Origin of the sequence: Streptomyces sp. NBC_00385, from assembly GCF_035917155.1 — a bacterium.
Taxonomy (GTDB): domain Bacteria; phylum Actinomycetota; class Actinomycetes; order Streptomycetales; family Streptomycetaceae; genus Streptomyces; species Streptomyces poriferorum.
Genome location: NZ_CP107951.1, coordinates 5,557,125 through 5,582,271, shown reverse-complemented (window position 1 = coordinate 5,582,271; position 25,147 = coordinate 5,557,125). Strand labels below are relative to the sequence as shown.

At 71.4% G+C, this 25,147-nt stretch carries 27 protein-coding genes; 10 read left to right on the top strand and 17 right to left on the bottom strand.

The genetic code is table 11. The features are described 5' to 3' along the window. Positions 1-29: 29 nt before the first annotated feature. From OG959_RS24980 to OG959_RS24940, 9 genes are all read right to left on the bottom strand, one after another. Positions 30-1,067, bottom strand: a complete 1,038-nt coding sequence (locus OG959_RS24980; RefSeq protein ID WP_326666590.1) for a glycoside hydrolase family 6 protein — start codon at positions 1,065-1,067, stop codon at positions 30-32. 352 nt (positions 1,068-1,419) lie between these two features. Further along, entirely contained in the window at positions 1,420-2,151 is a 732-nt protein-coding gene (locus OG959_RS24975) for a class F sortase (protein ID WP_326661890.1), read from the bottom strand. Between the two features lies 1 nt (position 2,152). Continuing rightward, positions 2,153-2,716, bottom strand: coding sequence for a hypothetical protein (locus OG959_RS24970; RefSeq protein ID WP_326661889.1), 564 nt, complete (start codon positions 2,714-2,716; stop codon positions 2,153-2,155). A 122-nt stretch (positions 2,717-2,838) separates the two neighbouring features. Beyond that, positions 2,839-3,627 carry an HAD-IIA family hydrolase gene (locus tag OG959_RS24965; RefSeq protein ID WP_326661887.1) on the bottom strand — a complete coding sequence of 263 codons (789 nt, stop codon included), beginning with the start codon at positions 3,625-3,627 and terminating at the stop codon, positions 2,839-2,841. A gap of 160 nt (positions 3,628-3,787) precedes the next feature. After that, a complete protein-coding gene (locus OG959_RS24960; RefSeq protein WP_326661885.1) occupies positions 3,788-4,510 on the bottom strand; it encodes a phosphonatase-like hydrolase in 723 nt (240 codons plus the stop codon). Beyond that, entirely contained in the window at positions 4,507-5,631 is a 1,125-nt protein-coding gene (locus OG959_RS24955) for a TIGR03364 family FAD-dependent oxidoreductase (RefSeq protein WP_326661883.1), read from the bottom strand. The genes OG959_RS24960 and OG959_RS24955 overlap by 4 nt, the downstream gene beginning before the upstream one ends. A 159-nt stretch (positions 5,632-5,790) precedes the next feature. Next, positions 5,791-6,555: a GntR family transcriptional regulator gene (locus tag OG959_RS24950; RefSeq protein WP_326661881.1), complete on the bottom strand. Its 765-nt coding sequence runs from the start codon at positions 6,553-6,555 to the stop codon at positions 5,791-5,793. 91 nt (positions 6,556-6,646) lie between these two features. Then, positions 6,647-7,759: a hypothetical protein gene (locus OG959_RS24945; RefSeq protein WP_326661879.1), complete on the bottom strand. Its 1,113-nt coding sequence runs from the start codon at positions 7,757-7,759 to the stop codon at positions 6,647-6,649. 150 nt (positions 7,760-7,909) lie between these two features. Then, complete coding sequence (locus tag OG959_RS24940; protein WP_326661877.1) at positions 7,910-9,073, bottom strand: ROK family transcriptional regulator; 1,164 nt, start codon at positions 9,071-9,073, stop codon at positions 7,910-7,912. A 55-nt stretch (positions 9,074-9,128) separates the two neighbouring features. Between OG959_RS24940 and OG959_RS24935 the strand changes: the two genes are divergently transcribed. After that, positions 9,129-10,292 carry a Gfo/Idh/MocA family oxidoreductase gene (locus tag OG959_RS24935; protein WP_326661875.1) on the top strand — a complete coding sequence of 388 codons (1,164 nt, stop codon included), beginning with the start codon at positions 9,129-9,131 and terminating at the stop codon, positions 10,290-10,292. Then, positions 10,289-10,768, top strand: a complete 480-nt coding sequence (locus tag OG959_RS24930) for a heme-degrading domain-containing protein (RefSeq protein ID WP_326661873.1) — start codon at positions 10,289-10,291, stop codon at positions 10,766-10,768. The genes OG959_RS24935 and OG959_RS24930 overlap by 4 nt, the downstream gene beginning before the upstream one ends. A 183-nt stretch (positions 10,769-10,951) precedes the next feature. Here the strand turns inward: OG959_RS24930 and OG959_RS24925 are convergent, their stop codons facing one another. The 6 genes from OG959_RS24925 to OG959_RS24900 form a co-directional block, all read right to left on the bottom strand. Next, entirely contained in the window at positions 10,952-11,812 is an 861-nt protein-coding gene (locus OG959_RS24925) for a fumarylacetoacetate hydrolase family protein (protein ID WP_326661871.1), read from the bottom strand. Between the two features lie 135 nt (positions 11,813-11,947). Then, complete coding sequence (locus tag OG959_RS24920) at positions 11,948-12,718, bottom strand: YidC/Oxa1 family membrane protein insertase (protein WP_326661869.1); 771 nt, start codon at positions 12,716-12,718, stop codon at positions 11,948-11,950. 130 nt (positions 12,719-12,848) lie between these two features. Continuing rightward, positions 12,849-13,184, bottom strand: coding sequence for a DUF6412 domain-containing protein (locus tag OG959_RS24915; protein WP_326661867.1), 336 nt, complete (start codon positions 13,182-13,184; stop codon positions 12,849-12,851). 96 nt (positions 13,185-13,280) lie between these two features. Beyond that, positions 13,281-14,807, bottom strand: a complete 1,527-nt coding sequence (locus OG959_RS24910; RefSeq protein ID WP_326661865.1) for a sodium:solute symporter family protein — start codon at positions 14,805-14,807, stop codon at positions 13,281-13,283. Further along, positions 14,804-14,962 carry a DUF3311 domain-containing protein gene (locus OG959_RS24905; protein WP_326666588.1) on the bottom strand — a complete coding sequence of 53 codons (159 nt, stop codon included), beginning with the start codon at positions 14,960-14,962 and terminating at the stop codon, positions 14,804-14,806. The genes OG959_RS24910 and OG959_RS24905 overlap by 4 nt, the downstream gene beginning before the upstream one ends. A gap of 62 nt (positions 14,963-15,024) precedes the next feature. Continuing rightward, a complete protein-coding gene (locus OG959_RS24900; protein ID WP_326661862.1) occupies positions 15,025-15,831 on the bottom strand; it encodes a class E sortase in 807 nt (268 codons plus the stop codon). Between the two features lie 125 nt (positions 15,832-15,956). On the opposite strand from OG959_RS24900, the gene OG959_RS24895 reads away from it, so the two are divergent. The 3 genes from OG959_RS24895 to OG959_RS24885 all read left to right on the top strand — a co-directional run bounded on the left by OG959_RS24895 (position 15,957) and on the right by OG959_RS24885 (position 17,664). Next, positions 15,957-16,958, top strand: coding sequence for an SEC-C domain-containing protein (locus OG959_RS24895; RefSeq protein ID WP_148016840.1), 1,002 nt, complete (start codon positions 15,957-15,959; stop codon positions 16,956-16,958). A gap of 71 nt (positions 16,959-17,029) precedes the next feature. Continuing rightward, positions 17,030-17,287, top strand: coding sequence for an Arc family DNA-binding protein (locus OG959_RS24890; protein WP_326661859.1), 258 nt, complete (start codon positions 17,030-17,032; stop codon positions 17,285-17,287). Continuing rightward, positions 17,284-17,664 (top strand): hypothetical protein, encoded by a 381-nt coding sequence (locus tag OG959_RS24885; protein ID WP_326661857.1) that lies wholly within the window; start codon positions 17,284-17,286, stop codon positions 17,662-17,664. Before OG959_RS24890 ends, OG959_RS24885 begins: the two co-directional genes overlap by 4 nt. Positions 17,665-17,715: 51 nt before the next feature. Here OG959_RS24885 and OG959_RS24880 read toward each other — a convergent pair whose 3' ends face one another. After that, positions 17,716-18,588, bottom strand: a complete 873-nt coding sequence (locus OG959_RS24880) for a helix-turn-helix transcriptional regulator (protein WP_326661856.1) — start codon at positions 18,586-18,588, stop codon at positions 17,716-17,718. Between the two features lie 157 nt (positions 18,589-18,745). Between OG959_RS24880 and OG959_RS24875 the strand changes: the two genes are divergently transcribed. The 3 genes from OG959_RS24875 (at position 18,746) to OG959_RS24865 (ending at position 20,540) form a co-directional block, all read left to right on the top strand. Beyond that, entirely contained in the window at positions 18,746-19,600 is an 855-nt protein-coding gene (locus tag OG959_RS24875; protein ID WP_326661854.1) for an SDR family oxidoreductase, read from the top strand. A gap of 53 nt (positions 19,601-19,653) precedes the next feature. Beyond that, on the top strand, positions 19,654-19,887 hold the full coding sequence (locus OG959_RS24870; RefSeq protein ID WP_326661852.1) for a 4-oxalocrotonate tautomerase family protein: 234 nt from the start codon (positions 19,654-19,656) through the stop codon (positions 19,885-19,887). 155 nt (positions 19,888-20,042) lie between these two features. Then, positions 20,043-20,540, top strand: a complete 498-nt coding sequence (locus OG959_RS24865; protein ID WP_326661851.1) for a GNAT family N-acetyltransferase — start codon at positions 20,043-20,045, stop codon at positions 20,538-20,540. Between the two features lie 35 nt (positions 20,541-20,575). On the opposite strand, the gene OG959_RS24860 is transcribed toward OG959_RS24865, so the two are convergent. Further along, positions 20,576-21,082 carry a nuclear transport factor 2 family protein gene (locus OG959_RS24860; RefSeq protein ID WP_326661850.1) on the bottom strand — a complete coding sequence of 169 codons (507 nt, stop codon included), beginning with the start codon at positions 21,080-21,082 and terminating at the stop codon, positions 20,576-20,578. Positions 21,083-21,508: 426 nt separating this feature from the next. Here OG959_RS24860 and OG959_RS24855 point away from each other — a divergent pair, with 426 nt between their 5' ends. Both OG959_RS24855 and OG959_RS24850 read left to right on the top strand, forming a co-directional pair. Next, complete coding sequence (locus OG959_RS24855; protein WP_326661849.1) at positions 21,509-21,865, top strand: hypothetical protein; 357 nt, start codon at positions 21,509-21,511, stop codon at positions 21,863-21,865. A 70-nt stretch (positions 21,866-21,935) separates the two neighbouring features. Continuing rightward, a complete protein-coding gene (locus OG959_RS24850; RefSeq protein WP_326661848.1) occupies positions 21,936-25,082 on the top strand; it encodes a DUF3427 domain-containing protein in 3,147 nt (1,048 codons plus the stop codon). Positions 25,083-25,147: the final 65 nt, after the last annotated feature.

Genomic DNA, 25,147 nt, shown 5'->3' with positions numbered 1-25,147 from the left:
TCCCGCGGCACCGGACCGGACCCTCCTCCTTACTCGGTGCCGCGGGCCAGCCCCAGCGCGTACTCGGGCCACCACGCGCCCGCCTTCGGGCCGCCCCGGCAGTCGCCGTCGGACTCTCCCGGCCGCTTGATCCAGAGGTACGCGTCGACCAGCTCGTCGCCCGTGGACGTCGTCGGCGTCTCGCCGAGCGCCCGGCCCGGCGGGTTGCACCAGTTCTCCTCGGGGGCGCCGCCGGTGTACGGGCCGTTGCCGTTGCGGCTGGTGTCGATCACGAACGGCTTGTTGCCGACCTTCGCCGACAGCTGCTTGCCGAAGTCCTTGCTGACCGCGGTGGTCTGGAAGTTGGAGACGTTGACCGCGAACCCGTCGGCCGCGCCCAGACCCGCCTGCTGGAGCGGCTGGAACAGTGCGTCCGGGGTGTGCCAGCCCGCGTTGCCCGCATCCAGGTAGACCTTGGTGCCCGGCAGCTGCTTGAGCCGCTCCACCGCGCCCTTGAGCAGGTCGTAGCGCTCCTCGTGGAACTCCTGCGGGGTGCACCCGTCGACCAGGTGCAGCACCGCGTCCGGCTCCAGGACCACGGTCGCGCCCCGGTCGCCGATGCCCTTGGCCACGCTGTCCAGCCAGGCGCGGTACGCGTCTCCGTCGGCGGCGCCGCCCTTGGAGAACTGGCCGCAGTCGCGGTGCGGGATGTTGTAGAGGACCAGCAGCGCCTCCCGGTCGGCCTTCTGGGCCGCCTCCGTGAAGCCCTTCGCCTCGGCCTCCGGATTGTCCGTGCCGATCCACTCGCCGACCGGCTGCCGGGCGATCCGGCGGATCAGGGCGGCGTCCTTCTCGTTGCCGTCCTCGGTGTAGCGGCCGACCTGCCGGGCGGCGTTCCCGTCGGGGTTGACCCAGTACGGGTCGGCGCCCTTGGGCTGCTGGCCGATGGCCGCCGGGTTCTTGCCCCCGGATCCGCCGTCACCGTCGTCGTCACCGGAAGAGCCGCATCCCGCGAGCAGCAGCACGGCGCCTGCCGCGGCCACGCACAACCCTCGCATGCCGAACCGGCCGTTGTGACTGCCGTACATCCACTCCCCCTCGGGTGCGACGGCGGTGCACTGTCGCATCGCCGTCCATCCTGGCACAGCGCCCGGGACCGGCCCTGGCCCTCACGGCTTCGTCGAAGAGCTGTTACGGCGGGTTCACCACGCTCTGCCCCGGCGGCCGCGTGCGGAGGGTGACCGGTTATCGACGTAACGTCAGAAACGGGCTGGGTCCGGGAAGTTCGTGCCCCTACAGTGGGGCGTGCGGCGGACCCGGCCGCCACCGACCTCCCGTGTCCGCGCCGGGCCACTCCCGCGGCCCGCGCCCCGCGGTCGAGGAACCGGCCCGGCCGGCGCCCGGAGAACCGGGCAGCCGGCCGGGCCGGATACCAGCCGCTCAGCCGCCGGCCGGCGCACCCGCCTTGCCGACCGCCTCCTTCTCCGCCTCGGCCCGCACCTGCTCCCGGGACTTCTCGCCCGTGAGGTAGGCCGAGACGACGACGTTCGCCGTGTACGACTTCGACGCACGGTCGTACGTGCCGCCGCAGGTGATCAGCCGGAGCTCGGCCCGGCCGTCCTTGCGGGGCCCGTAGGCCTTATGCGCGTTGAAGCGTTCGCGGGTGAAGACCTGGACGTCGTCGATGGTGAACTCGGCGACGCTGCCGTCGGCCCGGGTCACCTCGACCTCGGCGCCGGGGCGGGCCGCGCTGAGCCCGTAGAAGACGGCCGGTTTGGTCTCGGTGTCGACATGGCCGACGAAGAGGGCCGGTCCCTTGGCGCCGGGCTCGGTGCCGGCGCCGTACCAGCCGACGGTCCGGGGCGTGTCGAAGGACGGCGGTTCGATCGCCCCGTCCTCGTCCAGGCCCCGGGAGACGACGGGGGCCCGGATCCCGATCGACGGGATCTCGACACTCCGCGGCGCCACGCCCTCGATCGGGTCGTGGGCCGGTGGCAGCGGGACGCCGAGCGGCCGGCCGACCGCGGCGACGTCGCCGGTGGTCGGCGCGGAGCCGACGCCGGAGCCGCTGGTGATGCCGCGGCCCCAGAGCCACAGACCCAGCAGGAGTACGGCCCAGGCCACTCCGGTGAGCAGCCTGCCGTGCCCCGCCGAGTGGTCCGAGGCGGACACGTCAGTCGATGGCCGGGCGGCGGCGTCGCACGCTGCGGAAGGCTACGGCGACGGCGGCGACGGCGGCCAGGGCGAGGCCGACCACGGCGTGCACGGTGCCGGGGCCGTCCTGTTGGGCGGTGGCCTGGTCGGCGAGCACGGCGGTACCTCCGCCACCCGCGCGGACCGGGGCGACGGGCATGGGCCGGTTGCGGTGGACGACGGTCAGCACGGCGGACGCCTTGAGGTGCTTGTCGCCCTTGCAGACGACCTGGACGTCGTAGTCGCCGGGCTCGGCGTCCGAGCGGACCCGGGCCTCGGCGAACAGCGTCCGGTCGCCGCCGGGCGAGAAGCGCGCCTCGGAGACGAAGGCGTCGGAGCTGCCCTTGGCCTCCTTGCCCTTGCAGCCGTCGACCTCCAGGTCGACCTCGCTGCCCGGGGAGACGGAGGACGGGGAGAGCGTGAGGGTGGCCCGGGACCGCGAGTCCTCGCGGTCCGAGTCGGAATTGGCCAGTGCGACGGAAGCGGGCATCAGGGTCGCCGCGGCCACCGCGGCGGCACAGAACGTGACGGGTATCGAACGCATCGTGAACCTCCTGATGGAAGGTTCACGCGTGCCGGGGCTTTCCGCATCCGCAGGGCCCGGCCGCTGGGCCGGTGGAGTGCGGGGCGGCGGGCCCGCCGCCCCGCTCCCCGCACCCGGCCGGGTCAGGCCACGTCGATGAGTTCGACCAGGTCGGCGATGGAGTCGACGACCGTGGACGGCCGGAACGGGTACTTGTCGATGTCCGCCACCGTAGTGAGTCCGGTCAGCACCAGGAAGGTCTGCATGCCCGCCTCCAGGCCGGCCAGCACATCGGTGTCCATCCGGTCGCCGATCATGGCGCTGGACTCGGAGTGGGCGCCGATCGCGTTGAGGCCGGTGCGCATCATCAGCGGGTTGGGCTTGCCCGCGAAGTAGGGGGCCTTGCCGGTCGCCTTGGTGATGAGGGCGGCGACGGAGCCCGTCGCGGGCAGCGGGCCCTCGGCGGACGGGCCGGTCTCGTCCGGGTTGGTGCAGATGAAGCGCGCCCCGTTGTTGATCAGCCGGATCGCCTTGGTGAGCGCCTCGAAGGAGTACGTACGCGTCTCGCCGAGGACCACGTAGTCGGGCTCGTGGTCGGTGAGGACGTAGCCGATGTCGTGCAGCGCGGTCGTGAGCCCCGCCTCGCCGATGACGTAGGCCGTGCCGCCGGGCCGCTGGTCGTCCAGGAACTGGGCGGTGGCCAGTGCGGAGGTCCAGATGTTCTCCACGGGGACGTCGAGGCCCATACGGCTGAGCCGGGCGTGCAGGTCCCGGGCGGTGTAGATGGAGTTGTTGGTGAGGACCAGGAAGGGCAGCCCCGAGTCCCGCAGCCGCTTGATGAAGGCATCCGCGCCGGGGATCGGCGTCCCCTCGTGGATCAGGACTCCGTCCATGTCGGTGAGCCAGGACGAGATCGGCTTGCGCTCTGCCATGTGGGACTCCAGTTGCCGTACGCCAGGTGCGGGGACGCCGGCGGCACCGCGCTGTGCAGCGCCGACGGCTCCGATTTTAGGCGGTTCGTTCGACGGGAGATACAGCCTGATCATGGTGGAGGCGGGAACGTCGCCGCCGCGGGCGGATCGGTGCCGCCCGTCAGGCCTCGGCCCGCGCGATCAGGCCGGGGAGTTCGGCGACGGAACCGAGGACATGGGTGGCTCCGCTACGGGTCAGCTGATCCTGGTCGTGGGCACCGGTGAGGACTCCCGCGACGATGCCGGCCCCGGAGCGTACGCCGCTGAGCATGTCGTACGAGGTGTCCCCCGCGACGACGGTCCGGCGGACGTCGTCCACCGCGCCGGTGCGCAGGAACGCGGCGAGGACCATGTCCGGGTAGGGGCGGCCCCGGCCGCCCGCGTCGGCCGGGCAGAGGGTCAGGGCGACCAGGTCCTGCCAGCCGAGTGCGGCGAGGATCGCGTCCTGGGTGGGGCGGGCGAAGCCGGTGGACAGGACCACGGTCCGACCCTCGGACGTGAGCCGTTCGATGGCTTCGCGGGCGCCGGGGACGGGTGCGATACGGCCGCCGTCGACCAGTTCTCCGTACGCCTCCTCGAAGGCCGCGTTGGCCTGCTGCGCCAGGGTCTCCTCGCCGAACAGATGGCGGAAGACGGTGATCTTGGACTCGCCCATGGTGGCGCGCACGTACGCGAGCTTCTCCGCGTGGTCGGCGGAGCCGGGCTCCACGCCGAGCCGGGCGGCCGCGGCGGCGAAGGCCTGCTCGACGAGGCCGCCGTCGGCGACGGTGGTGCCCGCCATGTCGAGGACGATCAGATTCAGCGGGGCGTCGTTCAGCGGGGCGTCGTGGTTCAACTTCTTCACCAGTTCAGTTCGTTGGCGGTCGTTTCGGCGATGGCGGGCGAGCAGGTCATGCCGCGGCCGCCGGGCCCGGTGACCAGCCAGACGCCGTCCCGCACCTGCTGGCGGTGGACGACGCGGCCGGTGTCGGTGCACTGGGCGTAGACCCCGGCCCAGCGGTGCCGGATGCGCGGCAGCGGGCGGCCGAGGAAGGACTCGACGACCGCGGTGAGGTGCTCGTACGGCTCCTCGACGGTGTCGAAGGAGAAGGGGTGCTCGTATTCATGGGTGTCGCCGATGGTCAGTCCGCCGTCGCGGCGCTGCACCATCAGGAGCTGCATCCGGTGTGCGGCGGCGGTGGGGTCCTGGGCCTGTCCGGCGTTGAGCGCGTCGAGCGCCTCGCCGCGGTAGGCCGGGTAGTAGCGGAAGCTGTCGGCGTCGGCGACGGACGTGGTGAGCGGCTCGCCGAGCGGGTCGGTCTGCATCATCTGGAGGCGGACCCGCCGCACGGGCAGGTCCGGTCCGGCCAGCTCGCGGACGAGGCCGCCGAGCCAGGCGCCGGTGGCGAGGACGACGGCGTCGCCGGTGTGCACATCGCCGTGGTCGTCACGGACGGATGCCGTTGCGACGACTTCGCGCACCTCGCGGCCGCCCAGGTAGGTGTACCGGCCGGAGGCCAGCAGCGCCTGCTTCAGGGCGAGCTGGGCGGTGCGCGGTTCGACGGCCGCGTCCCGCTCGCACCACAGCGCGGCGGCGAAGTCGCCGCGCAGGGCGGGGTTGACCGCGCGGGCCTCCCCGGCGGTGAGCAGCTGGTAACCGCGGGCCGCCGCGTCGGGCCGGGCGACGGCCGCCTCGGCGACGGCGGTCTCCCGTGCGGTGCGGACCGGGGTGAGCGAGCCGCAGGCCCGGAACCCGAGGTCCGGCACCCGTGCGCCGATGGACTCCCACAGCTCACGGGCGCGGAGTGCGGTCTCCAGCTCCTCGCCACCGGCCCGGCCGCTGACCCATATCTGTCCGAAGTTGCGGAGCGATGCCCCGCGCGCCTCGCTCTCGCGCTCGATCTGGACGACCTCGTGGCCGCGGTTCACTGCGTGCCAGGCGTGCATGGTTCCCACCACGCCGGCTCCTACGACGATGACCCTCACGACGGCAACGCTCCTCGGTGCGGATGGCCCGGATGAATCGGCGGGGCAACGGGAGGATGAACCGAGCCTCAAATCTGGACCAGACCCGTTACCTTCCTGTGATCGTAGGGGGTCGGCGTGCGGCACGCCCGGGCGGGGTGTCCGGCGGGGTGCGACCGCTCAGCCGCGTCCGTCGAGGTGGGTGGTGAAGGAGAACCGGTCGCCGCGGAACAGCGTCCGCACGCGCTCCAGCGGCCGGCCGTCCGCGTCCCGCGAGAGCCGGTGGATCAGCAGCATGGGCAGGGCGGGCGGCGTGCCGACGAGCAGCGCCTCGCGGGGTGTGGCGAGCACCGTCTCGATGCGCTCGTCCGCGTCGCCGAACGAGACGCCGAGCCGGTCGTGCAGATAGGCGTAGAACGAGGAGCCGGCGTCGAACTCCTCCCTGAGGTCCGGCACCCGGGCGACGCTGACGTACGTGCTCTCCAGGCCGACCCGGTCGTCGTCGGCGAGCAGGACCCGCTCCAGGTGCCAGACCGGCTCCCCGGGCTCCGTTCCGGTCTCGGCGGCGAGTGCCTCGGGGCAGGGGAACCGCTCCAGCCCGATGAGGCGGCGGCCCGGTGTGCGGCCCTGGCGGCGGACGCCCTCCGTGTAGCTGGCGAGGGCGAGCGGCTGTTCCATCTTGGGGCCCGCGACCACCGTGCCGCGGCCCTGCCGGGCCAGCCGCCCCTCCAGAATCAGTTCGCGCAGGGCCTGGCGCACGGTCTCGCGCGACACCTCGTAGCGCTGGGCGAGATCACGCTCCGGCGGCAGCGCGTCGCCCTCGCCCAGCTCGTCGACGAGGGTGGAGACTCTCGCCTTGACGGCGTAGTACTTCGGGATGCGGCCGTGCTCCGGGATGCCGGAGCGGATCGGTGCGCCAGGTGCCTGGTCGTACGGGAAGTCCACGGGCCGATGGTGGCAGACGGACATGAACACCGGTGGTCGCGGCGCCGGGACGCGGCCGGAAGCCACCGTCGGTCTCCGGGGACGGCGGGGGTCAGCGGGGGGTGCGGCGCATGCGGCGGGCGCCCAGTACTACGGCGCCGCCGCCGATCAGGAAGCCGGCGACGGTGAGGCCCGGCAGGGGGATCGGGACCTGGATTCCGGTTCTGGCGAGTTCCGGCACCCCGGCCGGATCGCGGCCGGGTGCGACCGGGCGCGGGGTGGGGCTGGAGTCGGGCCGCCCGGTGAGGCCGCCGCCCTCCTCCGCCTCGCCGGGTACGTCGGTCGTGCCGTCGTCCGTCGGGTCCCCGCTGCCGTCGTCCTCGATCACGGTGAACGGGTAGTCCTCGGACTCGCCGACCCACTCCCCGTCGAGGGCCTCGCCCCCGGGGCCGCTGTCGGCGCGCTGTCGCTGGACGATCGCGGCGTTCGCGGTGATCCGGCCGGGGCTGGTGTCGGAGGTGAACGCCAGCCTGACCTGGACGGTGACGGTCCGGCCGGCCGGCACGGTGAAGCCGGCGAAGGAGTCGTCGCCCTCGCCGCCGAAGACGCCGATGTGTTCGTCGCGGTCGGTCGTCTCCCAGCTGACGCGGTGTTCGACGCCGGGGTGGGCGCGCTCGGAGAACTCCAGCTGGATCTGGTCCGAGGTCAGGGCGCGGTCCTCGTCGGTGAGGACCAGGACCGGGTGGATCGCGCGGCAGGACTCCGCGGTGGTGTTGGTCAGGTCCAGGAACCAGGTGCCGTAGCCGCCGCCGGAGGCGTACGTGTCCGGGCCGCCGTGGATCCGGGTGTCGATCGGGAAGTCGGCGGCCCCCGGGTCACCACAGGCCGGCTGCTGGTCGGCGGAGGCGGCGTCCGGGGCGGAGGCGGCTTCGGGCACGGACGCCGGGTTCACGGAGGCGGCGTCGGGGGCGGACGCCGGGTTCAGGTTGGCGGCCGGGGTGGAGGCCGGATGGCGCTGCGGGGCGGCCGCGGCCGGGCCGCCGAGGACGACGGCGGGCACGACGCTCGCCGCGGCCAGCCCGAGCACGAGTCCGTGCCGGGTACGGCCGGCCGCGGGGGGCGGCGGCGACGGCGGGTGCGACGGAGCGGGGTGCTCGGGGGAGGAGGAGGAGGAGGCCGGCGAAGAGGACGGCGAAGGTGTCGCGGGGGGCGGTGTGGGGGGCATGGCGGGGCAGCCTTCACTTCTCGCGGAAACGGTCGGCTCGCCCCGGGCCCGGAGTTCACCGGCAGGAACCGCGACCGTGTCATGGGGACGCGGACGGGCCGCCGCCGACATGCCGGGGAGTCCTCCGCCCGGCCGCCCGGGACCCCTCGATCAGCCCAGTTCCGTACCGTCGGGGACGGGGCCCGCGGAGGGTGCAGCCGGCTCTCCGCCCCCGCCCGCGGTGCCGGCGACCCGGCCGAACAGCGGGGCGAGGATCAGTTGGGCCGCCCCTTCCGCGACCGGCCGCTCCCCGCCGCCCGCGGCGACGACCGGTACGGGCGCCCCGTCGGCCCCGCCCTGCCGGGCCCGCTCGTCGAGCACCGCGCGTACCCCTCTGACGTACGCGTCGGGGTCGGCGGCGACAAGACGTCCGCCCAGTACCACCCGGTCGATGTCGAGCAGCCCGACCAGATTGGCGGCGCCGGTCCCGAGCACCCGTGCGGCCTCGGCGACGTCACCCCGCTCCACGGCGGCCAGGCAGAGCGCCTCGATGCAGCCGCGCCCGCCGCAGCTGCACCGGGCGCCGTCCAGCTGGACGGTCTGGTGGCCGAACTCCCCCGCCCCGGTACGGGCCCCGCGGTGCAGCGCCCCGCCGAGCACCAGCCCGGAGCCGAGGCCGGTGCCCAGGTGGAGGTAGGCGAAGTCGGCGGGGTCCGGCGCCTGGAGGGCGAGCCCGAGAGCGGCGGCGTTGGTGTCCTTGTCGATGACGACGGGCAGCCCGGTCCGCGCGGCGAGCTCGTCCCGGAGCGGGTAGCCGTCCCACTGCGGGAACCCGGTGACGCGGTGCAGGACCCCGCCCCGGTGGTCGAGCGGCCCCGGTACGGCGACGCCCACCCCGAGCACCGACTGCGCACCGTCGCCCCGCACGGCGGCGACGGCCCCGGCCGCCGCCGCGAGCACCTCGTCCGCCGGGGCGCCGAGGTCCAGGGGGGCCGTATGGCTCGCGGCCACCGTGCCCGCGAGGTCGACGAGCACCACGGTCAGCTCGTCGCGGTCCAGGTGCAGCCCCACCGCGTGGGCGGCGTCCGGGACGAGTCTCAGCACGGTGCGCGGCTTGCCGCCCGTCGAGGCGCGGTGCCCGGCCTCGGCGGCCAGGTCCTCGGCGCGCAGCCGGGCGGTGATCTTGCTGACGGCCTGCGGGGTGAGGCCGGTCCGCGCGGCGAGTTCGAGCCGGCTGATGCCGCCCTCGCCCGCCGCCCGCAGCAGGTCGAGCACGAGCGCCGCGTTGTGGCTGCGCAGTGTCGGCAGGTTCGCGCCGCTGTTACTCCTGTTCACGGACCCATTGTCTCCTGCGCTTGCACTTTGGCAACAGCGTTGCCAAAGTGGAAGCATGACTGCCCACGTGACTCACGAGACCTCCGGATCGTCCGGGACCCCCCTGCGCGTCGGACTCGTCGGCTACGGCCTGGCGGGTTCCGTCTTCCACGCCCCCCTGATCACCGCCACCGAGGGCCTCGTCCTGGACACGGTCGTCACGTCGAACGAGGAGCGCCGGGAGCAGGCCCGCGCCGAGTTCCCCGAGGTGCGGTTCGCCGCCTCGCCGGACGAGCTGTGGGCGCGGGCGGACGAGCTCGACCTGATCGTGATCGCGTCGCCGAACAAGACCCACGTCCCGCTCGCGACGGCCGCGCTGAAGGCCGGTCTGCCGGTGGTCGTGGACAAGCCGGTCGCCGGTACGGCCGCCGAGGCCCGGGAGCTGGCGGCGCTGGCCGAGGAGCGCGGGCTGCTGCTCTCGGTCTTCCAGAACCGCCGCTGGGACAACGACTTCCTCACCCTGCGTTCACTCGTCACCAACGGTGAGCTGGGCGAGGTGCAGCGCTTCGAGTCGCGCTTCGAGCGGTGGCGCCCGCAGCCGAAGGGCGGCTGGCGCGAGTCGGGCGATCCGCAGGAGATCGGCGGGCTGCTGTACGACCTGGGCAGCCATGTCGTCGACCAGGCGCTGGTCCTGTTCGGCCCGGCGGACCGGGTGTACGCGGAGTCGGACGTGCGCCGCCCGGGCGCGGCGGCCGACGACGACACGTTCCTGGCCATCACCCACACCAGCGGGGTCCGCTCGCATCTGTACGTCAGCGCGACGACGGCCCAGCTCGGCCCGCGTTTCCGGGTGCTCGGATCGACCGCCGGGTACGTCAAGTACGGCCTCGACCCCCAGGAGGCGGCCCTGCGCGAGGGCACGCGCCCGTCGGCCCGGGTGCCGTGGGGTGTGGAGGACGAGGCGCTGTGGGGCCGGCTCGGTTCGGGCGAGTCCCCGCTCACGGGCGGCGGCACCCCGGTGCGTACGCTGCCGGGCGACTACCCCGCGTACTACGCGGCGGTCGCCGACGCGCTGCGCGGCAAGGGCGAGAATCCGGTGACCGCCCTCCAGGCCGCCGCCGCGCTGGACGTTCTGGAGGCCGCCCGCCGCTCGGCCCGCGACGGCGTCACGGTCGCCCTGCCCCAGGCCTCCGCCTCCGTATCCGCCACCGCTCACGCCACCGAGGAGCAGTCCGCATGAACCCCACCGCTCCGACCATCTCCGAGCTGATCGCCCAGGAGCGCCGGCTGACGCTGCCGCATTTCGGCTACGACGACGCCTACGCGCTCGGCGGCCTGCTCGTAGCCCTGGCCCGGGAACGGCACGCCCCGGTCGCGATCGACATCCGGCGCGGGGCCCAGCAGCTGTTCCATGCCGCGCTGCCCGGTTCGAGCGCGGACAACGACGCGTGGATCGACCGCAAGCGCAAGGTCGTCGAACGGTACGGCGAGAGCTCGTACCTGGTCGGGACGCGGTTCCGGGCCAAGGGGACGACCTTCGACGAGGCCTCGCGCCTGGACCCGGACACGTACGCCGCGCACGGCGGCTCGTTCCCGATCGCGGTCGAGGGCGCGGGCGTCATCGGCTCGGTCACGGTGTCGGGCCTGCCCCAGGCGGAGGACCACGCACTGGTGGTCGAGGCGCTGGAACAGTTCGCGACGCAGATCAGCGACTGATCGGTTTCCCGGCACGCCGGAGGGGTGGGGGCTGCCGCCGGGCAGCCCCCACCCCTCCGATCTTTTCCAGCGCAATCGCGCATCGAGCCGAGCCTGCGACCAAGCCCAGCCGGGCAAAATCAAGCCCGTCCGGCGCTTGAGGACGAAGCGGCTCCCCGGGCGCACCCCGGGCCCGAAGGCCCCCTACGCCCCCTTCAGCTCCTGCCGCTGCCGCCCCAGCCCCGCGATCTCGAGCTCCACGACATCCCCCGCCCGGAGATACGGCTTCGGGTCGGGCTGCCCCATCGCGACCCCCGCCGGCGTACCGGTGTTGATCACGTCGCCCGGGTAGAGCGTCATGAAGTGACTGAGGTAGCGCACGACCTCGCCGACGGGGAAGATCTGGTCGGCCGTCGTGCCGTCCTGCTTCAGCTCACCGTTGACCCAGAGCTTCAGCGGCAGCGCCTGCGGGTCGGCCACCTCGTCCGCCGTCACCAGCCAGGGGCCCAGCGGGTTGAACGTCTCGCAGTTCTTGCCCTTGTCCCACGTGCCGCCGCGCTCGATCTGGAACGCGCGCTCGGAGACGTCGTGCGCCACCGCGTATCCCGCGACGTGCGCGAGCCCTTCCTCCGCGGAGTCCAGGTACCGGGCGGTGCGCCCGATCACGACGGCGAGCTCGACCTCCCAGTCGGTCTTCTCGCTGCCGCGCGGCACGAGCACGGTGTCCTCGGGCCCGACGACCGTGTCCGGCGCCTTGAAGAAGAGGATCGGCTCGCCCGGTATCTGGGCGCCGGTCTCCGTGGCGTGGTCGTGGTAGTTCAGCCCGATGCACACGATCTTGCCGATCCGGCCGAGCGGCGGGCCCACCCGCAGCCCCTCGGCGTCGAGCGCCGGCAGCTCCCCGGGCGCGGCCGCGGCGGCCCGTACCCGGGCGAGCGCGTCCTCGTCGGCGAGCAGCGCGTCGTCGATGTCGGTGACGATGCCCGACAGGTCACGCAGGGTTCCGTCCTCGTCCAGCAGCGCCGGACGTTCCGCACCCGCTGTACCCACACGAAGCAACTTCAACGGTCTGTCTCCCTCGGTCGAGATCGGGCCCGTCGGATGGGTTGCGGCCATCGCAGGCTTGTCCGATCCTCCAAGACATCCGATCACCCCGCAAGACCCTGTTCACACACTGGACCGGCGCACTCGCGTCCGCGATTACGCCGCGGTGGCCATGGCGGCGCCGGCCGCCGGCATGTCGCGGTACAGGTAGGCCCGCTCGATCGCGGTCCAGGTGGTGCTGGTGACGACGTACAGCGCGGCGGCCAGCGGCACGAAGGCCACGGTGAAGAGCGTGAAGAAGGACATCAGCGGCATCACCTTCGTCATCGCACCCATGCCCGGGACCGGCTGTCCGTCGGGGCCCGTGGCCGGGGTGACGGGGTTGGCGGCCATCTGGCGCTTGGTCCGCCCGTAGTTGAACGTGGCGACGGCGGCGACGATCACGAACAGCCCCACGTACACGAGGCCCTGCGCACCGAACATCCCGCCGTCCGCGAGCGCGTCGCGCCAGCGCTCGCCGAGCGGGGCGCCGAAGAGCTGGTGGCCGAGGAGTGCGTTGGCCTCGTCGCCGATCTTCGTACTGGAGAAGAGGTGGTAGAGCAGGAAGAAGGCCGGCATCTGCAGGAGGCTCGGCAGGCAGCCGGAGAGCGGGGAGACCTTCTCCTCCTTGTGCAGCTCCATGAGCGCCTTCTGCATCCGCTCGGGGTTCTTCTTGTGCTTCTTGCGCAGCTCGGCGATCTGCGGCTGGAGCCGCCGCTGCGCCTTCTGCCCACGCGCCGCGGCCCGCGACAGGGGGTGCACGGCGAGTCGTACGAGTGCCGTGAACAGGACGATCGCGGCGGCGGTGGACGCGTTCTGGAAGAGCGGGTGGAGCGCGTCGGCGAGCGCGCCGACCAGGCTGGCGAATGCGGACATGAAGGCGGACATGGATGAGCCCTCCGGGGGTCTCGTCGTGCCGGGAAGTGGATCAGCTTCGGCATGACGATCCGCGCGGGGCGCCCGTGCGTACGCGCACAGGGGCGTACGTACCTGGGGCGGAAAGGAGGAGGCGAGAGCCCTACGCGGCCGTCAGGAGGACGAGGCCGGGGGCTCGGGGGCGGCGGCGCCCCTTGGCGTCGGGGTCCCGTTGCGGGAGGAACGCGGTGCGTTTCTCCCGGTCGCGCATGGCGGTACGGACCCGGGTGCGGGGCACCGGGGCGGCGCAGCGTGCGCTGATGACCGAGCAGGCGACGAGCGCGGTGCCGGCGGCCGCGGTGGCGGCGAGCGCCACGGCGGCGGAGAGGCTGCCGCCCTCGGCGAGCAGGACCTCGGTGAGGAAGAAGAGCAGGATCCCGGCGGGCCTGAGGACCCGGGCGAGGCCGCCACGCATGCGCTGCTCGGCGCTCACGTCCATGGCTCCTCCCCCTTCCGTTCTCCTGCGGCCGCTGTCCTGCGAACGCTCCCGCGCGACGCGCGATACGGGTCCGCACGGCACTTCAACCTTTAACCGTTATACACGATCGGCTTTCAGGGACAGCTCTTCCTCGTCATCGGTCTCGTCCTCGATCCCGTCCCGCGCGAGCACCTCGTCGTCCGGCCGTGCGTCGTGCTCGCGCGGACCGGCGTACGTCACCGCGAGCGCGACGGCCAGGTTGGCGCCGAGCGCGATGATGCCGGCGTTCACCCCCCACACCGGGTCGTTCTCCGTGAACACGAACCCGCAGACCACGCCCACCCCGACGACCAACCCGCTCATCGCCCCGAGCAGCGTCAGCCGCCGCCACATCAGCCCCAGCAGCACCATGGGGAGCAGCTGCGCCATGCCCTCGTACGAGATCAGCGACAGCCGTACGAGGGTGTTCGGCGCGGTGTACGTGAGCAGCAGCGCCAGGCCCCCCGCGACCACGACGACCACCTGGGCCGCGCCCTTCTGCCGCCGTTCCCAGCGCGGGACGAGCGAGAGCACGCTGCGCCCCCACATCGTGCCGATGACCAGCATGAAGACGGCCATCGGCACGATCGAGGAGAGCGCGGCGGCGACGCCGATGATGCCGACCGACCAGGCCGGCAGCGAGTCGACGACCAGCTTGAAGAGCGCCAGGTTCGACTCGGCGCCGACGAGCCCCGGCACGACGAAGAGGGCCGCCATGCCGAGCAGCATCGGGACGAACAGCAGGACGTTGTACGCGGGCAGCCACATCGCGTTGCGCCGCAGCACGTCGGCGTCCTTCGCACCGAGGTAGCCGGCGACGGTCGTCGGGAAGATCACCACGGTCAGCGAGTTGAGGAAGGAGGTCGTGATGAACCAGGCCTGTCCGAGGCCGCTGTCCCCGTGCCCGGGGAAGGTCAGCCACTCGCTCTTCTCGGTGACGAGCCGGTCGAGGAAGGGCCCGTACCCGTCGAAGTAGTGCAGGGGTACATACACGGCGAGGAAGCCGAGCGTGGCGATGACCAGCACGTCCTTCAGCACGGACACCCACGCGCTGCCGCGCAGCCCGCTCACCACGACGAAGCCGGTGGTGACGGCGAAGGCGATGAAGTAGGCCCAGTTCAGACTGATGGCGCCGTAGGAGATCGTCGAGACGACGACGCCCATGCCGGTGATCTGGAGCTGGATGTACGGGAGCAGGAAGACGGTCGCGAGGACGGCGACGAGCGCCCCGAGCCAGGGCCGGCCGAAGCGGTGCGCCACCATGTCGGTGATGCCGACGAGCCCGTGCTTGCGCGCGTACGCCCAGAGCATCGGCCCGACGACGTAGCCGACGGCGTAACCGCAGGACATGTACGCGACCACGTACAGGACGGGCGCCCCGTAGTTGTAGCCCCAGCCGGCGGCGCCGAGGTAGCTGAAGCTGGTGTAGCCCTCGCCCGCCATGAGCACCCAGATGAAGACGGTCCCGAGGCTGCGCCCGCCCACCGACCACTCGGCGAGCCCGCCGCCCTCTCCCCCGCGTCTGCCGCGTACGGCGAACAGCCCGAGGGCGACGGTGGCGACCATGAAGACCCCGAAGACGGAGGTCGCGACGGCGGCGTTCACCGGCGGTCACCCCGCCGGGCCAGCCATACGGCGACGGGCGTGAGCAGCGTCGCCCCGAGCAGCCAGAAGAAGAGGAACGGCAGCCCGAGAACGACGGGATCGACCCGGTTCACGAACGGCAGCGCCCCCAGGTAGAGCACGTAGGGGACCAGCAACCACAACAACTGCGGACGTCGTCTGAGCACGTCAGAGAACCTTACGACCTCTCCCGCGATGCTCAGCGCTCCCGTACGCCGGTCAGCTTGCCCCACACCACCAGCCGGTACCGGGAGGTGAATTCGGGTGTGCACGTCGTCAGCGTCAGATAGGACCCGGCGCTCCGGTAGCCCACGTACGGCTTCACATTGCTGCGCGGCACGGTGGCGATGACCCCGCTGTCGCCGGGCTGGGTCCGGGCGAGGGTCTTGTCGACGGTGTACGTGTACACGGCGTCGCGGGTCTCGACGGTGATCCGGTCGCCGGACCGCAGCCGGTTGATGTAGCGGAAGGGCTCGCCGTGCGTGTTGCGGTGCCCGGCGAGCGCGAAGTTGCCTGAGCCGCCGGGCTGCGCGGTGCCCGGGTAGTGACCTACGTACCCCTTGTCCAGGACGCCCTGCTTGCTGATGCCCTGGGCGACGGGCGCGGTCAGCCCGATGCGCGGGATGCCGAGGACGGCGTACGCCTGGGACCGCCGGGGCGCGGACGGGCCACCGGCCCCGGCGCCCCCTCCTCCCGCGTCCTTCTCCCCCACGACGGGACTGTCCCCGTCCACCGCCTCCTGCGACTGCGGCTGCTCCGCCACCGGCGGATCGGTGGCCTCCTCCGGCTCCCCCCAGTCCCGCTGAAGGGCGTGCACGGTGTCGGCGGCTTCGGCACGCGCCTGCCGGTTGGTCCACCACAGCTGATGGGCGACGAGCAGCAGCAGGACGACGCCGAGCGTCACCACCAGCTCCGCGCCCGTCCACAGCCCGCGCGCGGCCAGCCGCCTCCCGCGCACGTCACGCTGCACCACCACCGGTATCCGCTCACCTGTCCGCTGACGCACGGCCCGCACGATAGGCCCAAGGCCCGCAACTCTCCAGAGCCGTAACAAGGCTCACCCACCGGCGTCGCCTTTCGGAGCCGCAACATCCCTCCGTGCCGCGCCCGGACGGCAGTACCGTGTGGTTCATGCGCCCCGACACGCCTGCCGACCACACCACCGAAGCCGAGCGCCTGCTGCGCACCGCGGCGCAGTACCCGGAGGACCACGAACCGCTGCTCCTCCAGGCAGCGGCCCATCTGGAACTCGCCGGCGACCGCGCCCGTGCCACCACGCTCTACGACTCCCTGCTCAGCGACCCCGACACCGAACACCCCCACCTGGTGAAGGCGCTCAACGCCGCCAACCTGTGGGAGTACGGCCACGAGGCCGAGGCCCGCGCGATCATCGACGGCATCCGCGCGGCCGCCCCGCCGGAGGCGGCGCCCTGGGAGATCGCGGCCGAGACCCTGGAGGCCCACGACGAGCTGGAGTCGGCCCACGACTACTTCTCCACGGCCCTCACCCTGCTCATCGCCCCGGGCGAGGAAGTCCCGTACGCCACCCAGTCGCTGCTGACCGGCCGCCACCGGGTACGCCGCCTGATGGGCGTCACGCACGACGCCTGGGACGAGCTGGCCGACGCCCTCCACACCGCGGCCGTCCCGCTGGACGAGCTCCACGACCCGAAGCGGCTGTGGGCACTGGGCTCCTCGGACCCGGGCGAGCTCCGGGCCGAGATCACCCGCCTCCGCGCCGAACTGGGCACGTACCGCACGGCCCTGTCCCGCCCGTTCCCGGTGGCGGTGCTCCACTGGCCGGAGCCCGAACTGCGCGAGCTCCTCACCGCGTACCCCGGCCTCGGCAGCGAGTACGCCTCGCACCCGGACCACCTGGCCCTCCTGGAGGCGGCCCTGCGCGACCTCCATGCGGCGGGGACCCCGAACCTCGGCATCGTGACGGGCACGGTCCCGTCGTACGAGGCGTTCGCCGCCTCCGAGGCCGCCTCCCCGTCCGACCCGGACCTGCTCCCCCAGTACGCGACGACCCTGGCGGCCCGCGGCCGTGCGGTGCCGTGGCCGCCGGCGAGGAGCGCGGCGTGCTGGTGCGGCTCGGGGCGGTCTTATCGGGACTGCCACGGAGGGGCGTAGGCGAACGCCAGTTCCCCTGTACGGGTACGGGTACGTACCCGTACCCTTTTGGTATGAGAAGGAGTACGACCATGCCCGACGCCAACGTCCGCATCCCCGAAGAAGCCAGGGACCGGCTCGCGGAGATCGCGGCTGCCGAGGGTCTGTCCCTGCGCGCCTACCTGGCCCGTCTGGCCGACACCATGCTGACCCCGGCCGAGCGCGCCGAGCGCGCTGAACGAGCCCGCGCCACTCTCCAGGAGTGGAATGGCTATGCCCCCACCCCTGCCGAACAGAGCGAACTGGACAGTGAGCTGGACCGCAGGCTGGCCCAGGTGACAAATCGGTGACCGATGCCATGCACATCGTCCTGGACGCCACGGCGATGACAGCCGCCGGCCAGGGCAACATCCTCGCGTCCCGCCTCATCCACCGCGCGCATGCCGAACCCGGCTGGTTTCTCTACGCGCCGACCTGCGCGCTGGTCGAAGCCGACCGGGCCCGCCCCGGAACCGCCGAGCACCTGGCAGCCCTGCCCGGCATCACCGTGCTCGACCTGGACCTCCCCGCAGCACTGGCCGTGGCGCAACAGGAGACCTGGTCAACAGCCCACAGCCGACACGCCGCCCAGCCCACCGCCGACCGCCCTGACGGCGCTGTCATCGCGACCACCACCCCTCAGGCATGGCAGAAGGAGCCGGTCCGGGTCCTCGACCTGAACCCGTAATTCCACGAGGCGCCGGCGGCAAGTACCAGGTCGGGGAACCGCCAAGGGCTCTCACCGGGTCGCCGGCTCCGCGACGCCCAGCTCCTGGGTCCCCACGACAGACAGCAGTTCCAGCTGCTCGGCTCCCGGGCTTCCGGGTGGCGCGGTGAACCACAGCAGGCGTTGCCGTCCGTCCTCGCTGAGCAGGTTGTAGCAGTCGAGCTCGATGACGCCGAGCATGGGGTGGACGATCCGCTTGTGGTCCGTGCGGCGCACCGCGACATCGTGCGTGTCCCAGAGGGCCGCGAACTCCGGGCTGCGGCGGCGTAGCGCGGCTACCATCTTCGTCACCTCGGTGTCCCGGCCGCCGCGCCGGCCGGCCGCTGCCCGGAGGTCGGCCACGAACACCCGGGAGTGGCGCGGGTGGTCCTCGGGCGGGTAGATCTCGCGCGCCTGCGGGTCGGTGAACCAGCGGTACACGAAGCTCGCCGCCGGGCCGCGGTGTGCCGGGGACCTGCCGAGCAGGGTCCGGGCGAGGTCGTTCTCCACCAGGGTCTCGTGCAGGTCGGTGATGACACGCGCGGGCGTGTTGGACAGCCGGTCCAGGAGTCCGAGGAGCGCGGGCTGCACGTGTGCCGACGGTCCGTGTGCCGACGGGGGGACCGGCCGTTCGGCCAGGTGGAAGAGGTGGTCGCGCTCGTCGCCGTTCAGACGCAGGGCTCGGGCGAGGGCGGCCACGGTCTGGGCGGAGGGCTGCACGCCGTTCTTAGCGCCGCCGCGTTCCAGCTCGGTGTAGTAGTCGACCGACAGCCCTGCCAGCTGCGCGACTTCCTCGCGGCGCAGCCCGGGGACGCGACGACGCGGGCCGTGCGGGAGACCGACCTCGGCGGGGCGGATGCGGTCGCGTCGTGTCCTGAGGAAGGCGCCGAGTTCTGGAAGGTTCACCCCTCCATGGTCACTCGTATGCCGGAGCACAGCCAGGGGGTGGCGTCCCCTGGGTAGACGCAGCCCTGGCTGGGGACGGGGAACCGGACGATCGTGGAAGACGCAGCAGGGCAACGGCAAGGCCGCGGCCCGAGCCCTCTTCCCCCAGGAGTCAGCCATGCCCACCCCCGCATCCCCCGCCTCCGACCCTTCCGCCGCATCCCCCGCCTCCGACCCTTCCGCCGTTTCCCCCGCCTTCCCCGCCTCCGCCGACGGGACCGCCGCCCCGTCCCAGTCCTCCGCCTCTCCCCGCGTCGCGATCGTCACCGGCGGCTCGCGCGGCATCGGCCGCCGGACCGTCGCCCGGCTGGCCGCCGACGGGTACGCCGTCGTGGTCGGCTACGCCGGCAACCAGGTCGAGGCCGAAGCCGCCGCGAAGGAGGCCGTCACCAACGGCGGCCGGGCGATCACCGTGCGCGCGGACGTAGCCGACGAACACGCGGTCGCGGCCCTGTTCGACGCGGCCGAAGCGGAGTTCGGCGGCGTCGACGTCGTCGTGCACGCGGCAGGGCGGATGCACCTGGCGCCGATCGCCGAGCTGGACCTGGCCGTCCTGGACGACCTGCACCGCACCAACGTCCGCGGCACGTTCGTCGTCGTCCAGCAGGCCGCCCGGCGGGTGCGCCCCGGCGGTGCGGTCGTGACGTTCTCCACGTCCGTGGTGGGGCTGGCCTTCCCGGGCTACGGCGCGTACGCCGCCGGCAAGGGCGCGGTCGAGGCGCTGACGCTGATCCTGGCCCGGGAACTGCGGGGCCGGGACGTCACCGCCAACACCGTCGCGCCCGGCCCCACGGCCACCGACCTGTTCCTGGACGGCAAGGACGAGGAGACCATCGCCCGCCTGGCCGCCCAGCCCCCGCTGGAGCGCCTCGGCACCCCGGCCGACATCGCCGAGGTCGTCGCGTTCCTGGCCTCCCCGGCCGGCCACTGGATCAACGGACAGGTGATCCGCGCCAACGGCGGAATCATCTGAACCACCCGCAGGAAGCTGCCTGCAAGACCCCACTGAGAAAGGAACAACCAGCCATGCCCTTCGCCAACTTCAAGGTGCCCGAGAAGACCCTCACCCCGAAGCAGAAGGAGGAGATCGTCACCCGCACCACCGAGCTGTTCGTCGAGATCTACGGCGAACGCGCCCGCAACACCACCATGGTTCTGGTCGAAGAGGTCGCCGACGGCGGCTGGGGCATCTCCGGCAACGTCCTGACCCTCGCCATGCTCGGCGGGGCGACACCAACCGACACCCGCGACGACGCCTGACCGCACCGGCCGTCATGAGGCGGTTCGCGGCGTGAACCCGGCACCCGGCTCTCCCGCGTCGGACCACGGACACGCATGATCGGCCGGCCAGTTCCCCACCGTCCTCCACCCACCGGCACCCACCGGCACCCACCGGCTCCGCATACGCTGCCACCATGCCCGAGCTGCAGCGCCTGCACCCCGACCACGCCCCGGCCCTCCTCGCGTTCGAGGAGGAGAACCGGGCGTTCTTCGCGGCCTCGGTGCCGGACCGCGGCGACGCCTACTTCCACCGGTTCGCAGCGCACCTCGCGGAACGCCTCGCCGAACAGGCCACGGGCGTCTGCCACTTCCACGTCCTGGTGACACGGGACGGCGAGGTGCTGGGCCGCTTCAACCTGGTGGACGTGGCGGAGGGCGAGGCCGAACTGGGCTTCCGCCTGGCGGAGAAGGCCACGGGCCGCGGCCTGGCGACGGCCACGGTCCGCCAGTTGTTCACGCTCTGCACGACGACGTACGCCCTGACGACGCTCCGCGCGGCGGCCACCCTCACGAACACCGCGTCACGGTCGGTCCTGACCCGGACGGGGTTCGTCCCGACGGGAGAGGAGCCGGTGCTGGGCGGGGAGCGGGGGGTCGGCTACGTACGGGACTTGAGGCCGGCTGACAGCTGACCCGGGCGACTGGGCCCGCCCCTCCTTCCCTCCCTTCAGCGGCCAGAATCGTCAGCGGGCCGGAGCACACGGAAGTCGCCCAGCTGGATCCTCATGTCGAAGTCCCGGTGGCTCAGCCGCCAGCCGGTCCCGGTACGGATCCATCGGTCGTCGTACTCACCCATGCACTCGAAGAACCTGCCCCGCATGGCGCCGGCCCCCACGTGATGAACCCGGGCGTAGCTGAGGCTCCGTGCCCGGTCCCCGTCGATGGTCACCCGGGTGTTACCGAGGAGGTGCTGGGTCGCTCCGCAGCCGCCGAGATGCCCCTGCATCACGGCCACGATCTCGTCGATCCCCGTCCGGTGATAGCCCGTCCCGTCGGCGGTGAAGGTGTTCCGGATGGTGTCCCAGTCGCGGGCGTCGATGGCGGCCTGCAACCGGTGGAGCCGGTCGAGCACGGCCACGCGGTCCTGGGCCTCGCCCTCAGCGGCTGCCGTCCCGTCCTCCAGTTCTCGCAGCCTGCGCTCCAGCAGGGCGAGGCGGTCTTCGAGGCCGCTCATGGGGCCCGCTCCCTTCGGCCGACCCGGCGCGCGATGCCCGCCCGCCGTTCGTCCGCCTTGTGTAGCGTGCGCGCGGCACACCGCGACCGGACCGGTCCCACCCACCGGTCACCGGGACCCGACCGGATCTCTCGCGCATCCCGGGCGGCGGACATGACCGACATACATCTGGCCATATGCACGCCGTCCGCCCACCATGGCTTCCTGAAGCGTGGACCACTGCGGGGGAAGGGCCACCAGATGAGCACGAACGACCCGGGCACACCCGACAGCCCCCGGCCGCCTCAACGCGCCCGAGCCCGCAGCAACCCGGCCCCCGGCAGTCCGCCACCTCTCCCCCCGCACCCGCCAGGCCCTGCCGGACGGGTCAGCGGTGCACCATCCACCGGTGGCCTGGTTCCCCGCCCGGTCAGCCGCCTGCGCACCATGCTGATCATCCTCGGCTGCCTCCAGGCCCTCCCCGGCCTCAGCCTCATCATCAGAAGGGACGACTTCGCCACCAGCATCTGGGACGAGCCCGACGACGCGCACTCGGGCACGGTCGTCCTCGTCGGCGTGCTCGTCCTGGCGGTAGCGGCGTGGGGCATCACCACGGCCTTCAGGTTCGCGACGCGTCGGCCCGGCGTGCTCACATCGGCCAAGGCCTACAGCTGGACAGGAGTGCCCTACGCCCTGCTCATGCTGTTGCTGTCCCCGGTCCTCGGCACGGTCGTGCTGGTCCTGGTGATCCTGGTGATCGTCCTCCCGAACCGCCCTGAGTGCAGGGCTTGGTTCGGCGGCTAGTGGGACCAGGATTGTCAGTCTCCCTTGATACAACTGCGTACATAGGTATCGCGATGAGGGGGAATCGGCCATGCCCAGCCAGGCTTCATCAGGGGACGCGGCACCCGTTGCCGGGCTGCACGAGACGCTGATCACCCGGCGGCTTGCGGAACAGATGAAGCAGCTAGACGAGGCGGGTTGGCACTCGATCGACGGCATCGTGGGAGTCGAGTCCACGCCTCACGTCCTGTCCCGCCACATCGCGAACGCCGTGCGCCAGGTGCTGCAAGGCCTCAAGCCCGCGGAACAGGTTGTAGCCGCGAACCACATCCTCGAATCTCTCAGCACTGTTGAAGGTGCCGCCGAGGGGGCCGATGTCGTCATCGACGGCCCTCGGCAGCTACTCGCTGTCGCAGAGCAGGAAGCGCCGGGCGTCTACGCCATCCGACCTGCCACTCCCCTCGCCGAGACCGCGCTCATCACCAACTCGCCCGAGGATCCGAGTTTGGGCTTTGAGCTCCGGGCGGAGCTGGCCACGGCCGACCGCGTTGACCTGCTCTGCGCGTTCGTAAAGTGGCATGGCCTACGAGTGCTTGAACAGGCGCTGACGTCTGCCCGGGATCGCGGCGTCCCCATCAGAGTTCTCACCACCACGTACATCGGAGCCACTGAACGCCGCGCCCTCGACCGACTGGTCCGCGAGTTCGGTGCTGAAGTGAAGGTGAACTACGAGCTCCGCTCGACTCGCCTGCATGCCAAGGCATGGCTCTTCCGCCGGAACAGTGGCTTCGACACGGCGTACGTCGGCAGCTCCAACCTGTCGAAGGCCGCACTCCTCGATGGGCTCGAATGGAACGTGCGGCTGTCGTCGATAGCCACCCCATCGGTCCTGCGGAAGTTCGAGGCAACCTTCGACGCCTACTGGAGCGAGCGCTCCTTTGAGTCGTACGACCCCGATATCGACGCGCAACGATTGGACGAGGCCCTCTCTCACGCCGGTGGCCCCGCCGGGCAGCAGGGCCGCAATGTCATCACGCTCTCCGGGCTGGAAGTGCGTCCGTACCCCCACCAGCGCGACATGCTAGAACGCCTGGAAGTCGAGCGCACCGTTCACGGGCGGAGCCGTAACCTGCTCGTCGCGGCCACTGGCACGGGGAAGACGGTGATGGCAGCTCTGGACTACAAGCACCTCCGACACAAATTTGGGCGAGATCTCCGCCTGCTCTTCGTTGCCCACCGCAAGGAGATCCTGGAGCAGTCCCTCCGCGTCTACCAGAATGTGCTGGTCGATGCGAACTTCGGCGAGCTCCTCTACAGCGGCGAAGTGCCCGAGGACTGGAATCACGTCTTCGCGAGTGTTCAATCGCTCAATGAACGTGCCTTGGAGCGCCTTGCTCCAGATCACTTTGATGTCATCGTGATCGACGAGTTCCATCACGGCACCTCGACGACCTACCGCAGAATCATGGAGCATTTCGCCCCACAAGAGCTCCTCGGGCTCACGGCCACTCCCGAACGCATGGACGGGCTGGACATCCTGGCTGAGTTCTTTGACGGCCGGATCGCAGCCGAGATGCGGCTCTGGGAGGCCCTTGAGAACGAACTCCTGAGCCCGTTCCACTACTTCGGCGTCACCGACAACACTGACCTGAGTGCCCTCACCTGGAAGCGCGGAGCATACGACACGACCGCTCTCAGCAACCTGTTCACAGGTAACGATGCCCGGGCCAGGCTCGTCGTCAAGGCTGTGAAGGACAAGGTCACTGACCCCGGAACCATGCGGGCGCTGGGCTTCTGTGTCTCCGTGGCACATGCCCAGTTCATGGCTGACTTCTTCGGACGTGCCGGGCTCAGCGCCGTGGCCCTCTCCGGCGAGACACCCAAGCATGAGCGCAAGGCGGCACTCGAAGAGCTCCGCTCGGGGACGCTCCAAGTAATTTTCTCGGTAGACCTGTTCAATGAAGGGCTCGACATCCCCGATGTCGATACCCTCCTTCTTCTGCGGCCGACCTCTAGCGCCACGGTGTTCCTTCAGCAACTTGGACGTGGGCTGCGCCGCACCGAGAACAAGGCAGTCCTCACTGTTCTCGACTTCATCGGTCAGCACCGCAAGGAGTTCCGGTTCGAAGAGCAGTTCCGCGCCCTGACCAACCTGACGCGAAATCGTCTCCTCGCCAACATCGAGGACGACTTCCCCCAATTGCCGTCTGGCTGCCAGATCATCCTTGAAACGAAGGCCAAGGCTCTGATCCTAGACAACATCCGCAACCAGATCAGCGTCAACGTCACCCAGCTCGCCCGCGAGGTCGCGGCGTACGCGAAACCGAAGCTCGCGGACTATCTCAAGGAGAGCGGTCGAGAGCTCAAGGAGCTCTACCGAGGCAACGGAAACTCTTGGACGGGCCTCCTCCGACGCGCCGCACTCCTCGATCCGACCGCCCCCGACGGCGAGGCAGCACTCCTGAAGCGCGTATCGGCGTTCCTCCATGTCGATGACCCTGCACGCGTCGCGGCGTACACCAAGCTCCTCATCGACAACGCCCCCACGTACGACCAACTGACCGCCCAAGAGCAGGCGTACGCCCGCATGTTCTTCTTCTCTCTCTGGCCTTTGGGCGGCGACTTCACGAGCTACCAAGAGGGCTTCGACACCCTGCGCACACAGCGTGCCTTCCGAGACGAAGTCGGCCAGGTCCTGGCTCACGTCCTCGACCTGGCCGACCATCTTCCGCTGCCGCTACTCGGCACACATAGCGATCTTCCCTTGGCAGTTCACGCCTCGTACAGCCGCGAAGAGATTCTCCCCGCACTGGGTCAGTCCGGCGTCGACGGCTTCATGCCCGGGCACTTCCGCGAGGGCGTGAAGTGGTGTGAGAACCTCCAGACGGACGCCCTTCTCATCACTCTGGAGAAGGGCGAGAAGGACTTCTCTCCTGAAACTCGGTACAAGGACTACGCACTGAACGAGTTCGAGTTCCACTGGGAGTCCCAGAACCAAACATCAGATACGTCCGCCACAGGCCTTCGCTACCAAACACACCGAGAGAAGGGGACTCACGTGTTCCTCTTCGTCCGACGCTACAAGAAGACGGACATCGGAGGCCCTCAGCCCTGGATGCTGCTAGGCCCAGCCGATTACGTCACGCACAAGGGCAGCAAGCCCATAGCGATCACTTGGAAGCTGCGCCACGAGATGCCAGCAGACGTCTGGACATACTCAGCAATCGCCGCGGGGTAATCCCCCTTGAGCTGGTCAACAGCCTAGAGACTTCCCTCCGAGGTTTCACGTCATGCAGAGCAAGC